Origin of the sequence: Variovorax sp. V93, from assembly GCF_041154485.1 — a bacterium.
Lineage (GTDB): Bacteria > Pseudomonadota > Gammaproteobacteria > Burkholderiales > Burkholderiaceae_C > Variovorax > Variovorax beijingensis_A.
Genome location: NZ_AP028669.1, coordinates 645003 through 659905, shown reverse-complemented (window position 1 = coordinate 659905; position 14903 = coordinate 645003). Strand labels below are relative to the sequence as shown.

The 14903-nt window shown below is 67.5% G+C and carries 9 protein-coding genes; all 9 read right to left on the bottom strand.

Features of this window, described 5'->3' with window-relative positions; translation table 11 throughout:
* Nucleotides 1-14: 14 nt before the first annotated feature.
* A complete protein-coding gene (locus tag ACAM54_RS02915; RefSeq protein ID WP_145742437.1) occupies nt 15-668 on the bottom strand; it encodes a DUF3540 domain-containing protein in 654 nt (217 codons plus the stop codon).
* A 36-nt stretch (nt 669-704) separates the two neighbouring features.
* Nucleotides 705-1757, bottom strand: coding sequence for a pentapeptide repeat-containing protein (locus ACAM54_RS02910; protein ID WP_369650940.1), 1053 nt, complete (start codon nt 1755-1757; stop codon nt 705-707).
* Between the two features lie 82 nt (nt 1758-1839).
* The gene (locus ACAM54_RS02905; protein WP_369649781.1) at nt 1840-4437 is read right to left on the bottom strand and encodes a DUF2169 domain-containing protein; all 2598 of its coding nucleotides are present in this window, start codon (nt 4435-4437) and stop codon (nt 1840-1842) included.
* 21 nt (nt 4438-4458) lie between these two features.
* Nucleotides 4459-7275, bottom strand: a complete 2817-nt coding sequence (locus ACAM54_RS02900; protein ID WP_369649780.1) for a type VI secretion system Vgr family protein — start codon at nt 7273-7275, stop codon at nt 4459-4461.
* Between the two features lie 27 nt (nt 7276-7302).
* The gene (gene tssH, locus ACAM54_RS02895) at nt 7303-10032 is read right to left on the bottom strand and encodes a type VI secretion system ATPase TssH (RefSeq protein ID WP_369649779.1); all 2730 of its coding nucleotides are present in this window, start codon (nt 10030-10032) and stop codon (nt 7303-7305) included.
* Nucleotides 10033-10101: 69 nt separating this feature from the next.
* Nucleotides 10102-11436, bottom strand: a complete 1335-nt coding sequence (locus tag ACAM54_RS02890) for a methyltransferase domain-containing protein (RefSeq protein ID WP_369649778.1) — start codon at nt 11434-11436, stop codon at nt 10102-10104.
* The gene (gene tssG, locus ACAM54_RS02885; RefSeq protein WP_369649777.1) at nt 11433-12512 is read right to left on the bottom strand and encodes a type VI secretion system baseplate subunit TssG; all 1080 of its coding nucleotides are present in this window, start codon (nt 12510-12512) and stop codon (nt 11433-11435) included. Before tssG ends, ACAM54_RS02890 begins: the two co-directional genes overlap by 4 nt.
* Nucleotides 12488-14380: a type VI secretion system baseplate subunit TssF gene (gene tssF, locus ACAM54_RS02880; RefSeq protein WP_369649776.1), complete on the bottom strand. Its 1893-nt coding sequence runs from the start codon at nt 14378-14380 to the stop codon at nt 12488-12490. Before tssF ends, tssG begins: the two co-directional genes overlap by 25 nt.
* A 7-nt stretch (nt 14381-14387) precedes the next feature.
* The gene (gene tssE / locus ACAM54_RS02875; RefSeq protein WP_145742449.1) at nt 14388-14903 is read right to left on the bottom strand and encodes a type VI secretion system baseplate subunit TssE; all 516 of its coding nucleotides are present in this window, start codon (nt 14901-14903) and stop codon (nt 14388-14390) included.

Genomic DNA, 14903 nt, shown 5'->3' with positions numbered 1-14903 from the left:
TCCTTTCTGGCGCCTCAGCCGAAATGGATCTGCGCGCCGCGCGCCTTGATGAGCTCACGACCATTGACCAACGCGTGCTCGCCTTCGAGCCGCATCAGCTGCCTGGCCTCGACCTCCACGTGCGTTGCGGCCACGCGGTCGATGCCTTCGGTAGTGCGCAGGTAGTGGCGGCTGAAATGCTGCACGCGGTCCATCACGGTCGACAGAACGGAGCCGATCACCTTGACGGTGGTACCGGCCAGCGTCAACCGGCGGCCCACCACGTCGGCGGTATCGGTGGCCAGCGTGGCCGTCTGCGTGGCGATTTCGAGCGTGCCGGCTTTCAGGCCGACTCGTGCGGCTTGCAATTGGAGTACGCCCGCCGGCGCAATTGTCAGGTCGCCTCCGCAACCCAGCACGTTCACCGTGCCTTCTTCGCGCTGCAGCACCGCCATGATCCAAACCTCGTCGGGCGCGATGCGCAGGCAGGCCACGCTGTCGCCGGCCGCCGGTTCAAGCAAGCAACTGGCGGCACGCTTGGCGTGCAGGCGCAGTGGGCCGCTCGACACGCTGCATGCCCCGGTTTCGTCGAAAGACAGGATGCCCACGCACCAAGTGCCACCGATGGCCTCGGCAGGTTGCTGTTTGCGGCCCCTGGCCGGTGCGCTGCGTGCGATGGTGTCGTTCATGGAAGTGCTCCCTGGTGTGTGAGTTGTCCCGCGGTTTCAGGCCACGAGCGGTTGCCAGCGTTCGGACGCGGCGAGATCGGCATCGGTTTCGATCGCGCCGGCGCGGTCGCCCATCTGCGCCTCGTCTGTGAGGCTACCGTGCAGCACGGTGCGCATCATGGTGGCGCCGCGCAGGTCGGCGCGGGACAGGTCGGCATGGCGAAAATCTGCATACGTGAGTTCGGCTCCGCCGAAGTTCGCCCCCCGCAGCTTCGCGCCTGCGAAGTGCGTCTGATAGAGATCGCAGCCGGCAAAGTTGCCACCCGCGAAGCGCGCGCCCGTGAACAGCGCCTGCCTCAGCCGCGCTTGCGAGAAATCGACTTCCTTGCCGCCGGCTTCGCAGAAAATGGTCGACGGTGCCACAGCCTTCGCGAAGCACGCGCCGTCGAGCAGTGCGCCCTGGAAGTTGCACTGTTGCAGTAACACGCCACTGAAGTCAGCGCCGCTCAGGTCGGCCGACGAGAACTGGCACCCCTCGAGTTGCGTCCCCGCGAAGGACATGCCCCTCAACGAGGTCTTGAAGAACACGTTGCGCAACATGCGCGCACCGGTCCAGGTGAGGTGCGACACGTCGCATTCGTTCAACGCAGTGTATTGCCAGCTGGTGTCGTCTGCGCATACGTCAAGCAGCACCGACTGGCTGAACAGCGCCGCATCCAGCTGCGCTCCGCGCAGCACGGCATGGTCGAGCTTGCACTTTGCAACGATTGCCATCGACATCGTGCATTGCGCCAATTGGGCGTGCACGAGATCGCACTCGGAAAATACGGCCCCATGCAGGTTCGAATCGCGCAGGTCGGCGTGATCGAGCACGCAGCGGTTGAACACGGCCCTGCGCAGGTTGGCGTTGGGGACGATGGCACCGCGCAGGTCGCACTGATCGAACACGGTCTCGCGGAGGTCTGCGCCACGAAAGTCGACCTGCGCGAAATTCACCCTGGAGAACACGCCGCCACCAAGCGACCGGCCGGCGTAGGCGCCCTTCGACAGGTCGAGGTTCTCCAGCGTCTCGCCAATGCTCACCGCGATCTCGAGCAGATCAGGGCTCATGCTGCTCACGGGTTCACCCTCGGCGTTGCGCGCCTTCCCATCAAGCGGAAAAAAACTTGCTCGGGGCAGATGGGCGCGATATTCATGGCGAGGCCTGCTGTTCGGCAGTCAGTCGCGGATAGGTGCGTGCGCGCTTCAGCAGGGCACCGTCGAAGCTGGTCGAGCCGTCAAGGCGCACGCGGCTGAGGTCAGCGCCGAAGAGGTTGCTGCGCCGCAGGTCGGCGCCGCGCAGGTCGGCCGACTGGAAGACCGCATCGGCGAAGTTCACGCCCGACAGCAGCGCGTTGCCGCAGGCAGCCTTTCGCATCAAGGCGCCCTTGGCGCTGGCCAGTCGCAGATCGGCGCCTGTCAGCAGCGTGTCGCATAGGTTCGCGCCGTCCAACACCGCACGGACGAACTTGGCGTCGCGCAGGTCGCTGGCGCCGAAGTTGAAATTGCGCATGTCGGCCTGGCTCATGTCGGCCCCGGCCAGGCTCGAGCCCTTTACCGCCACCGCTCCCATGCACTGCGCGGCCAGAAGCCTGGCGCCGTCGAGCCTGCACGACGCAAAGGTAGCGCTCACCAGCAGTGCCGCGTCCATGTGGGCACCGGACAGGTCGCACTCGATGAAGTTGCAGGCCGACAGGTCGGCCTCGGGCCACTGCACTCCCTTCAGGTCGAGTTTGTAGAAGGTCTGGCCGGCGAGATCGGCGCCAGTCCAGTCGGCTTCGCCCCAGGTGGTTTCGAGCAGGTTGGACTGCCTGAACTTCGCACGCCGCGCCTGCGTGCCGGCAAAGCCGCAGCCCATGAGCATGGCCTCGCAAAAAACGGCGTCATCGAACACGCCGCGCGCAAGCAGGGCGTTGCCGAGATTGGCCTTGGCGAAGTTCGTGCCGATGGCGACGACGCCTTCCAGGCTCGCGTGAGCGAGCACGGCGGATGTGAAGTTCGCGCCCGACAGGTTGGCGTTGGAGAAGTCCGCGCTCTCCAGCCACGCGCCTTCGAAGTTCGCCTCGCGCAGGTCGAGCCCCGAAAAATCGGCGCCCGTGAAATCGACCCCTGCAAAGAACTTGATTCCCGCCGCGATCGCGCGCGACATCTCCGAGCGCAGCGTGGCCGCCTCCTCCTTTGCCATCGCGTCGGCGGGCGGCTGCTTGTGCGCGGCCTGCAGGTAGCCTGCGCGTTGCGTCTCCTCGATCTGGCAGAGTTTTCGGAACACCGGCGACAGGTCAGGCGGATTCGGGCTGGCGGCCGCTTGCGCCTGCATGGCGGCCAGTTGCGTTGCGGCGTTGAAGAGCGGCGGGCCGCGGTGCTGCAGCTTCGCGATGTCGATACCGTAGGTGTCCGACACGGCCAGCGCACGCTCCAGAACCACGACCGCATCTTCCACTGCGGCCCATTGCTGCGCCTCGGCCTCTTTGATCTTCTCTTCGAGGTAGGCCGGCAACGCATCGCCCGTGGGCACTTTCTCGCGCGGCGGAACGCGCAGGCCGAGCGCGTCGGGGTCCTGGCCCATGGCGGTGGCCCGGTCGCGAGCGAAGACCACGTCCATGGCTGCGCGGCGGTACTGCGCTTCGCCCTGGAGGCCGTCGGAACCGAAGGGTTCCTTCGCGGCTTCGATGTCGGGATCGGCGGTGCTCACTCCTTCGGGCAGGAGATCGCTGTCGACGATGGCGTAGATCGGTCCCATCTTCGGATCGGCCCGCTTTGCGACCGCTTCGAGATAGTGTGCGTCGGGCTTCTCCTCCCCGAAGCGCTCGACCGCGCCCATCAGGCTGGCCACGTCGGAGCCGTCGTCGGTAGCCACTTCGGCCAGACCCTGGAAGATCGCGATGCAGCGCTCCGCATGCGGGAAGAACCACACGGTGGTCAGCCGCAGAGGCACTTCGCGCATCTTGGGCTCGTCGCTGCCCGCGATCCTGTAGCCGGCGAACACGCGCGCGCGCATGCCGGGCAGCCGGCCTTCGATCTTCGCCTTGGCAGGGTGCATGTGCTCGAACGAGAAAACTTCGTCGCCCGCAATGGCGCCGGCCACCCACTGGTCGGGTTGCGCGAGATTGAAGTAGCGCCAATCGGTGTCGGGCGCGAAACCCGGCGCGTGCTGCTTCAGGTAGTCGGCGTCGTATGTGCCGCGGTACCGGGCGCGCTGGGGATGCATGGCGTCGAGCGCACCGAAGCCGGCAGGCGCGACGGCTTGATCGGGTCGCAAGAGGCGATCGTTCGGCAGTTCGATGTTGGGCAGCCAGGTCACGCCATCCTGCGCCTGCCGACCGCGTCCCGCGGTGTTGTCCGCGAAGTCGGTGCCGCCGTAGGCGCGCGTCCAATCGATGGCCATTTCGGCGAAGGGCTGCGCTTCGCTGGCGCGGGTGCCGTCCCAATGACGTTCGCCGAGCACCAGCAGGGTTTTTTCCAGCGAGCCGAAGCGGGCACGCACCGCGCAGCCGTTGGGCCGCTCGGGCGGCGGAAAGGCCCTGCCATGCACGAGGTATTCGGGCGTGAGCTTGGCCACGCCTTCGTCGATCAGCGGTTGCGCCATTTCCTTGGCCAGGAAAGACCACATCGACTGCTCGGCCCACAGCGTGCCGCGCGCGCCTTGCTCGAAGGGCAGGTGCAGGTACGCGCTCACGCTCAGGCCGAAACGCTTGCGAAACTCGATGGGGCGGGTCGACAGGCCCAGCGCCTGCGGTTTGAGGACTTGCATGGTTGCGTGCGCGCTGCCTGGTCAGTCGTCTTCGGGCGGTGGGGGAGGCGCTGCCGTGTCGTCCGCGTTTCGCGTCTTGGCAAGGTCTGCGGTCTGCTCGGCCGTGGTCTTCATGCCCTCGTGTTCGATGATGCCTTCAGCCGCCGCGACGGCCACCGTGCCCACCACCGGGATCGCGCCGATGATGCCTTCGATGCGCCGGTTGCGCGTCGCGCCCGCCAGCGAAGACAGGCGGCCCGCGAGACCCGGCAACTTCTGGTCGAGTGCCTCGGCTGCGGCTTCGTCGAGCGCCTTGGCCGCGTCGGCATACTGCTTGAGGGTGGCTTTCACGTCCTTGAAGGCAGTCGCAGCGCCCGCCACCGCACCCAGCACGCCGGCCGCGGCTGCTCCAGCCGCGGCGCCCGCGCCTACCCCTGGCGTGAAGGTGTGCAGCGGCGCCTGCTTGAAGTCCATCCCCACCGATTCGATCTCGGGCGCGACGCAGTTCACCAGCTTGATGCCGAGCGTGTTCTCGATCGCCACGCCGGCAAAGTTCGAGATGGCGAGCGCCAGCGCGTTATCGATGCTCAGTCCCATGAAGGTCGATCGCGCCATGCCGATGTTGGCTTCGCTGTTGTTGCCGATGTAGCCGCTGGTGTTGGGCCCCAGCACCGTGGTGTTCGATCCGACCGAGGTCGCATCGATGTTGCCCGCCGCCATCATCTCGATGCCGGTGTTGCTCATGAGCTTGATCTTGTTGGCCATCAACCCCAGCGGCCCGGTGGGAACGGTGATGTACTTGCTGCTGGCGCCGGTCACCAGCCAGTCGATGTGGCCGGCCTCGAAGCTCATCTTCGCGGCCTTGTAGGTCACATTGCCGGTGACGCTGATGGTCTGGTTGCCGATGACATTGCGCGTTTCGCCGGCACGCGAGGTGTCGCTGCGTGCACCAGTCACGTCGGTGGTGCGGGTGCCGGCCACCGTCAACGTGTCGTTGCTGTCGACGAAGGTCTCGCGGTTGCCCACCACCTGGTTGTTCTGGTTGCCCTTGACCGTGTTCTTCTGGTTGACCACCACCATGTTGGTGTCGTTGCGCGTCACTGTGCTCTTGCGGTCGCGGTCCACGTGGTTCGTCTGGTCGCGCTTGACCGTCACCGTCTGGTCGCGGTCCACCGTGGTCGAGTCATCCCTCTCCACGCTGCGGCTCATGTCCAGCTCGGCATGGATGTTGATGTTCTCCTCGCCCTTCTTGTCCTCGAACATGATCTCGTTGTAGTTCGCGGGACCGCCGCCGGGCGTGGAGCGGGTCTTGAAGCCGCTCTGCGTGGGCGACTTGTAGGGAATGGGCTGGTCGTCGTTGTAGACCCGCCCGACGATGATCGGACGGTCGGGGTCGCCGTTGATGAAGTCGACGATCACCTCCTGGCCGATGCGCGGGATGAAATACCCGCCCCAGCCCTTGCCGCCCCAGGGCTGCGACACGCGCACCCAGCAGGTCGACTTCTCGTTGCTCTCGTCGTAGCGGTCCCAGTGGAAGTGCACCTTCACGCGGCCATGGTCGTCCACGTGCAGCTCATCGCCGGCGGGGCCGACCACGATGGCGGTCTGCGGACCGGGCATGGTCACGCGCGGCGTGAGGCGCGGCGGCCGGTAGGCGCGCTCCATCGGTATCGCGGTGATCAGGAAGGCGCTGGTGCCCGGCTGCGACGCGTTGAGCATCGGCGTGCTGGCGATCAGGTCTTCCAGCACCTGCAGCGTGTCAGCGTTCACCGCATCGTCCTGCAGCACGTCGGCCAGCGCCGAGTGCACATCCTGCGAAACGGCCGCGCCGGCGCCCACGCTTTCATAGCCGGGGTGGCTTGCCATGAAGGTGCAGGCCGCGATCACGTACTCGCCGTTGCGCGTGCCGTCGGGATCGCCTTCGAACTTGAAGCTGCGGCCGGCCGTCACGTCGGGCCAGGAGGTCAGCGCCCAGTGGCGGTCGCGGCGCGCATTGAGTTCCTCGCCGCGCAGCTTGGTCCGGTTCTCGCCGTCATCGCCGGTGAAGTAGCCGCCCGGGAACTCGAACTCCTCGAAATCGGCGAGCTCGTGATCGTCCTTCGCATCGATGACGGCGCCCAGCTTCTTCTTGATCGCCTTGAAATCGCTGTCGCGCGAGGCCTGCTTGCCGGTGTCGAACTGGCGCGAGCTCACCCAGCGCGAAATCTCGTTGTGGCGCGCTTCGCTGGCGTCGCTGGGCATGTAGCGCAAGGTGCCTTCCACCGGCAGCTTCTCGTGGGCCAGGTCGCTCGCATCCGACAGGTGCATGGTGCCCGGCGCGTCGTGCGCGTCGAACCAGTAATAGATGCCCTCGTCCTCCAGCAGACGGGAGAGGAAGCGGTAGTCGCTCTCCTGGTGCTGCACGCAATAGCGCCGCGGGTTGTGCGTTCCGATGACGTTGCCGGCCTTGGTCTTCTTGAAGCGCTTGATCGGGCTGTCTTCAAAGACCGCGTCGAGCACCTCGAGCACCTTCTTGTCCTGCAGGATGCGCGAGTTGGTGCGCTTGGTGAGCAGCCAGAACCACGAGCGCAGCGTGATGCGGTATTCGAAATGCCGGCCCACATGCCCGGCCCGGACGAAGCGCACCGCGTGGCCCTGGCAGTGGCGCTCGTGCACGCCGCCGTCCTTGTCCTGGAACTGGATGACCACGTCGAAGGCACGGCCGAGGATGTCCTTGGCATCGAGCGCCTTGCTCTTCGACAGCACCGTGAGCTCGTAGGCCGAGGGACGCGCCAGCGCCTCGTGGCCCACGATGCGCCAGAACATCAGGTCGTCCTTGGCGGGTGAATCTGTCTCGATGCGGAACTCGTGGTCGGCCATTCTTTTTCTCTTGAAGGTGGAAGCGGCTCAGTCGAAGGCGTAGGTGAAGTCGGCATCCTTCACGTCGAGCGCCACGCGGCGAATCTCGCCGCCCGACGCCAGACGCTGCAGGTATTCGACCGAAATCGTCGGCAGCACGGTGTTCGTCAGGATCGCGTCGATCACGCGCCCGCCGGACTCCGGGTCCTGGCAGCGCGCAACCACCTGGTCGACCACCGCGTCGCTGTACTCGAAGGGCACGCCGTGGTTGGTTTCCACGCGCTTCTTGATGCGGCCCAGCTGCAGCCGCACGATCTTCTTCATCATCTCGGGCGACAGCGGGTAGTAGGGAATGGTGACGATGCGGCCCAGCAGCGCGGGTGGGAACACCTTCATCAGCGGCGCCTTGAGTGCATCGGCCAGCGCGTTGGAGTCGGGCAGCAGCTCCGGGTCGCGGCACATGCTCATCACGAGCTCGCTGCCGGCGTTGGTGGTCAGCAGGATGATCGTGTTCTTGAAGTCGATCATGCGGCCCTCGCCGTCTTCCATCCAGCCCTTGTCGAACACCTGGAAGAAGATCTCGTGCACGTCGGGGTGGGCTTTTTCCACCTCGTCGAGCAGCACCACGCTGTAGGGCCGGCGGCGCACGGCCTCGGTCAGGATGCCGCCCTCGCCGTAGCCCACGTAGCCCGGCGGCGCGCCCTTGAGCGTGGAGACGGTGTGCGCCTCCTGGAACTCGCTCATGTTGATGGTGATGATGTTCTGCTCGCCGCCGTAGAGCGCCTCGGCCAGCGCCAGCGCGGTCTCGGTCTTGCCCACGCCCGAGGTGCCGCAGAGCATGAACACGCCGATGGGCTTTTGCGGGTTGTCCAGCCGCGCGCGAGACGTTTGAATGCGGCGCGCGATCATCTCGAGGCCGTGCTTCTGGCCGATGACGCGCTGGTTCAGCGTGTCGGCGAGCTTGAGCACCGCCTCGACTTCGTTCTTGACCATGCGGCCGACGGGAATGCCGGTCCAGTCGGCCACCACCGAGGCCACGGCCTGCTCGTCGACCGAGGGCAGGATCAGCGGCGATTCGCCCTGCACCGCATGGATCTTTGCCTGCAGCGCATGCAGTTCTTCAAGCAGCGCAGCCCGGTCTTCGCTCCCTCCCCCGCCGGGGGAGGGCTGGGATGGGGGCACATCGGCTTTCGCATCGCCCTCGGCGGAAGCAGTGTCCACCGGCTTGCTCCCCGCGCGCAATTTGCTGCGCAATTCCAGCAGCCGGTCGACCAAGCCCTTCTCCTCCTGCCAGCGCGCATTGAGCGCCTCGAGCTGCACCTTCGACTCGGCCAGCAGCGCCGACACCTGCGCAGCGCGCTTGGTCACGTCGATGCCGATGGCTTCCTCGCGGCCGATGATCTCCTGCTCGACCGTGAGCCCCTCGATGCGGCGCATGCAGTCCTCCACCTCGGGAGGCGTCGCATGCTGCGACACGGCCACGCGGGCGCAGGCCGTGTCCAGCAGGCTCACGGCCTTGTCGGGCAACTGGCGCGCGGGAATGTAGCGGTGGCTCAGCTTCACGGCTGCCTCGATGGCCTCGTCGAGCAGCTGCACGCGGTGGTGCTTCTCGAGCACGCTGGCCACGCCGCGCAGCATCAGGATGGCCTTGACCTCGTCGGGCTCGGGCACCTGCACGACCTGGAAGCGCCGCGTCAGCGCCGGGTCTTTCTCGATGTACTTCTTGTACTCGGCCCAGGTGGTGGCGCCGATGGTGCGCAGGTTGCCGCGCGCCAGCGCCGGCTTCAGCAGGTTGGCCGCATCGCCGGTGCCGGCCGCGCCGCCCGCGCCCACCAGCGTATGGATCTCGTCGATGAAGAGAATGATGGGCGTGGGCGATGCCTGCACCTCGTCGATCACCTGGCGCAGGCGCTGCTCGAACTCGCCCTTCATGCTCGCGCCGGCCTGCAGCAGGCCGATGTCGAGCGTGAGCAGCTTCACATCCTTCAGCTGCGGCGGTACGTCGCCGCGCGCCAGGCGCTGCGCGAAGCCTTCGACCACGGCCGTCTTGCCGACGCCGGCCTCGCCTGTGAGCAGCGGATTGTTCTGGCGGCGGCGCATCAGGATGTCGACGATCTGGCGGATCTCCTCGTCGCGCCCGGTGATCGGGTCCATCTCGCCTTTCTTCGCCTTCTCGGTGAGGTCGACCGCGAACTTCTTGAGCGCATCGCCCTTGCCCATGGCGGCGGGCGCCATGGCGCCGCTGTCCTCGCCCGGAGCGCCGCTGCCCATGCCGGTGCCGTCCTGCGCGCGCATCTGCGATTCGGGCGAGGCGTCGCAGATCTTCGCGAAGTTGTCGGCCAGGTCCTCGACCTTGACCTTCTCGAACTGCTTCGACAAACCGAACAGCGGATTGCGCAGGCTCTGCGTCTTCAGCATGCCCACCAGGAGGTAGCCGGTGCGCACCTGCGCCTCGCCGAACTGCAGCGTGGCATAGGTCCAGGCGCGCTCGATGGCGTTCTCGATGTGCGGGGAGAAGTCGCTGATCGCGGTGGCGCCGCGCGGCAGGCGGTCGAGCGCGGCCGTCATGTCCTTGGCGATGACGGACACGTCGAGCCCGTAGTGCTGGATCACGCGGTGCAGGTCGGAGTCCTGCGCCTGCAGCAGCTGGGCGAACCAGTGCTCCAGTTCCACGTACGGATTGCCCCGCATCTTGCAGAACACCGTGGCGCCTTCGATGGCCTTGTAGGCCAGCGAGTTGAGCTTGCCGAAAAGGGCGGTGCGACTGATTTCACTCATGGAAGACTCCGTATCTGTTGAAGACGATTCATGCCGGTAAATTCGAAGTTCGACGATCCGTATCCGGCGTCAATGCGCAGAAAGCCTTGCGCTCGCCAGCCATCCCTGCACGTCCTGCCCCGCTTCGCGGCGCGGGACGATCGGCTCGATGCGCACGGCACCGAAACCGGCGGCCGCAAGGCAGGCGTCGAGATGCGCGGCCGCATGGCGGTAGCGGCCGCTGCCTTCGAGCCTGAAGTCGTCCTGGCCCCCGGGCATGGCCTCGACCGTGAACACCACCCCGCCTGCCGGGCGCAGCGCGCGCGCGGCGGCTGCCAGCACCTCGTGCAGGTCGCCGAAGTAGCACAGCGTGTCAGCCGACACCACCAGGTCGAAGCGGCCGGGTTGGGTCTGCAGGTAGTGGGTGAGCTCGGCCTTGTGCAGCACGTCGTAGCCGCCGCGTTGCTCGGCGCGCTGCAGCATGCCGACCGACAGGTCGCAACCGGCCAGGTGCGCGGCCCAGGGCCGCAGCAGCGGCGCGCAGAGTCCGGTGCCGCAGCCGGCATCGACCACCGCCAGACTCGCGGCCGGCGCGCCATGCATTTCCTGCACCGCCTGCGCCACCAGCTCGGGCGCGCGGTAGTGCAGCTTCTCCAGGCTGGCGTCGAAGCTTCCGGCGTAGCTGTCGAACACGGTCTCCACATAGCCGTCGCTGGCGCGCGCGGGCGCATGCCCCTCGCAGGCGGCCAGCAGATGCGTGACCACGGGATTGCCTGGATCTTCGGCCAGCCATTCCCGGTACATGCCGAGGGCCTGCTCATGCTCGCCGAGCAGTTCCAGCGCGCGAATCACCTGCGAGCGGGCGCTCAGGTTGCGCGGCTGCAGCAGCACCGCACGGCTGTTGGCAATGACGCTCTCATGGATGCGCCCCTGTTCCATCAGCGCGATCGACAGGTTGTACCAGGCCTCGCTGAATTCCGGCCGCAGTTCGATCGCCTGGCGGCTGAAACGCTCGGCGGCTTGCCAGTGGCCCTTGCGGCGTTCGAGCGATGCGATGTTGCTCAGCGCATCGGCGCCCTCGTCGCCTCCTTTTGCGAAGGAGACGCTGTTGCCGTAGGCGCGCATTGCATCGTCGATGCGGCCGGCCTCGACCAGCAGGTTGCCCAGGTTGTTCCAGGCGCCGCTCTGCGCGGGTTGCAGCGTGAGCGACCGTCCGATCAGCGCGATGCTCTCGTCGCTGCGGCCTTGCGCATGGCGCAGCAAGCCCCGGTAGTGCAGGGCGTCGGGGTCGGCCGGCGCGGCCTCCAGGAGGCGGTCGAGCAATTCGTCCGCCGCGTCCAGCTGCTGCGCCTTGACCAGGGCCGCGGCTTGCGCCAGCGCGGCCGCGTGCGTCATCGTGTCCGGGTACGCTGGCGTCGTCGTCATGCGGCGGCTCCCACGGTGGCCCGGGCGGTACGGGCGCTCATCGGGCGGCTGCCGATGCGCACGTCCGCCGCGTCCTTCGCGCGCGTGCGCTGTCCGAGCCACGAGACCCAGCCCAGGCGCGGCGCGCTGCCTTTGGCCTGGCCGAGGCGCGTGGCGGGTACCTCGGCCTTCTCGAGCGCCAGCTCGGCGTCCCATTCGAATTCGTCGCCGAGCAGCTGCTGCATCCAGCGCTGCAGCACCGGCTGCGCATTGCCGATCGGCAGAAACATGCGGTACTGCGCGAGCGTGAGCGGGCCGATGTGCAGGCGCACGCGGTGCTGCCGGTCCCACGCGCGCATGCCGAGCATCGCGCCCATGCCCATCGAGCGCGACCTCTCGCCCTGCCCCAGCCGCGTGAGCTCGCCGGCGGGCAGGCTCATCCAGTGGCCGACCCAGCGCTCGAGCTTCACCGGCACGCCGAAATAGCTGCTCAGCACGGATTCCACGCTCTCTGCGTTGTGCACGCGGCGCGCGAGCCAGCCCGAGAAATGCAGGCGCGCATCGTCGTGCACCTCGTCGCGCTCGATGCGCCCCGGCGTGCCAATGCCCACGAAGGCGCCGACCTGCAGGCGGAAGCGGTCCTCGCCCGGCCGGTCGAGCGCCACCGCGGGCCGCGCCTGCGCCCATGCGCGATAGAAGTGCAGCGAGAAGCGGTGCAGGAAGCTGTCGAGAAAGGCCAGCCAGGTCGGATCGCCATGGTTCAGGCTGCGCTCGCGGATGAAGTCGCTCAAATGAACCGGCAGCGGACCGTTGGGCCCGACATAGCTGAAGAAATGCTGGCGCAGGCGCGGCGGCGAATGCGTGCTTGCCGGCTCGAAGCGGCTGAAGCTGGCCGGCGCGAACGACAGCGACGGCTCCTGCCCCACGCGCACCGGCTCCGCGCTCGGCAGCAATGCGCGGCCCCAGCGCGGCGTGGTCGCGGCCACCGACTCCAGCCGGCGCAGCACCGCGAAGTAGTCGAAGGACCACGGCTCGGCCGACCACCCGCGCAGCGCGGTGTCGACTCTCCCGGCTACAGAATCTGCCGGGTCCCGCACAGCGGCCTCCATCGCATGGTCTCGCCCTTGCCCGCCACGCGCAGCACGGTCTCGACGAAATGGTTGACCTCCACGTGGCGCGCGAGAAAGCGCGCCATCACCGCGCCGAACAGGAACACGCTGTGGCCGTGGAATGCGTCCTTGTCGACCTCGAGCGTCACCTCGAGCCCGCGCCCGAAGGCGATCGGCCCCTTGAGCGGCAGGCGGCGCGCCACGGGCTTGGCTTTCACCGAGAGCAGCCCGCGCACCTGGCCCTGGCGCATCTCGTCGGCGTGCGTGGCATAGAGCATCAGCGTTTCGCGCAAGGCGGCGGCGCCCTGTTCCGGCGTGCTGTCGGAGATCGAGAGGTAGTTGAGCGCCAGGTGATCGACCACCCGCCAGCCCAGCCCCTGGCTCACCACCGGCGACACCGGCCGCGACGGGCCGCGCACCATGCGCACGCGCTGCACGGGGAAGGAATCGACGCAATCGAAGTCGTTGTCGCGGCCCAGCGGCATCAGCAGCGGCAGGTCGCGGTTGGTGCACATGGCCGTCACCGCGAGCTGCCGCAGCGTGGCGGCGTACGGCGCTTGCTGCGGATCGACGATCTGCATGTAGACCTCGGAGCCGATGTGGCTGCTGCGATGGCCCTCGGTGCGCTGGCGCACCGACAGCATGCGCGGCTCGCGCGTGGTCGTGAAGTAGGCCGGGTGGCTGTGCCGCGTGCCATGGAAGGCCGAATAGAACGGCCGGAACACCTGCTCGGCCGCCGTGGCATCGGCACCGGGCGCGCCATGGCCGATCACCTCGGTGACGGTGTGCACCTCGAAGTCCTGCGGCCGCGTGCGGTCGGGCACCAGGTGGAACTGGCTCACGCCTTCGGTCAGCGGCACGCGGTCGAGCCGCTTGTTGAACAGGTTGACCACCGGCACGCAGTGCAGCTGCACGTTGTCGGCGCTCACCAGCTTTTCGAGCGCCGCATCGCCGCGCGAGAACAGCAGCACGAGCTCGACCTCGGCGACCGGCATCGCCGAGAGCACCGATTGCAGCCCGGCGATGCGCAGGAACTGGAAGCGCTGTGGAAACGCGAAGTACTCCTGCAGCAGGCGAAAGCCCGAGAAGCCGGTGGCCGTGACCGGCAGCAGCGCCTCGTCGTCCTCGAAGCCGACCGGCTGGATCGCCGTGGCCGGCAGGCTCTGCGCGGCGCCCTGCAAGGCGCCGGTGGGCGACAGCGGCCGCACCATCACGCCGATGGGCTGGCCCAGCGCGCACTCCTGCAGCTGCCAGGCCACGTCTTCGGCGCCGCCCAGGTGCAGCACCAGCTCGTCGAGCGCGATCTGGCTGAAGTTGAGCCCCGCCGTCGCATGCAGCATGATGCGCAGGCCGCCGCGGATGGCACGGGACTGGGGGTGCGTGGCGAGCGGCAGATCGGGCGCATAGGTGAAGTACTGGGCGCGCCGCACCTCGACCGGCCAGATGCGCAATGCGCTCGCCGTGCGGAACTCGCAATGCGTGTTCTGGCCCACGGCCTGGCGCGCGCGCAGCCCGGCGCCGCGCGGCAGCTTCGGACCGGTCGCGAGGTTGGCGTCGTCGAGATCGGGCGAGAACGAGACGACCGCCATCGCCGGCGTGGGCGCGAGGAAATTCGGATAGACGATATCGAGCAGGTGGCCCGTGAAGCGCGGGTATTCGGCGTCGAGCTTGAGATTGACGCGCGCCGACAGGAAGGCCGTGGCCTCGATCAGCCGCTCGACGTACGGATCGGCGACCTCCTGGCCTTCGATGCCCAGGCGGTGCGCGATCTTCGGAAAGGCGCGCGCGAACTCCGAGGAGCTCTCGCGGAAATAGCGCAGTTCCTGTTCATACAGGTTCAGCAGCCGAGGGTCCATGTCGGACTCACCTTGGGTTTTGCGCCATGTCCACGATCTCGATGCGTCCTTCTTCCAGGTCTACGCGGCTTCGCATCAGGAACTCGAGCGGCACGGGCTGCGCCCACAGCATGCCGCGGATCTGCAGGCCGATGCTGTTGTGCGAGTCGAGTGCCGAGCCTTCCATGACGAGTTCAACTTCGAGAGTGCGGGACAAAATGCGCGGCTCGAACTGCAGGATTGCGTTCTTCAAAGCCTGTTCCATGCTGACACGCTGCACCGACGAGGTGAACTGGCCAGACAGCATAGGCAATCCGTAGTTGATGACCGAGCGCGCCGCGTTCGGGTATTGCCTGTCGTCCATGGCCAGCCCGAAGCCGGTGGCGTTGAAGAGCCAGCTCAGGTCGCGCAGCACGGCCGAGCGCAGCGCCTGCTTGGTGAGCGTGCGCTTGTCGTCGCTCTCGCGCTTCTCGGTGGGCGCGTCGTCCACCAGGCGGTCGAGCAGCGACGGCTGCAGGCGTTCCTGGGCGGTGAGTTCGGCCAT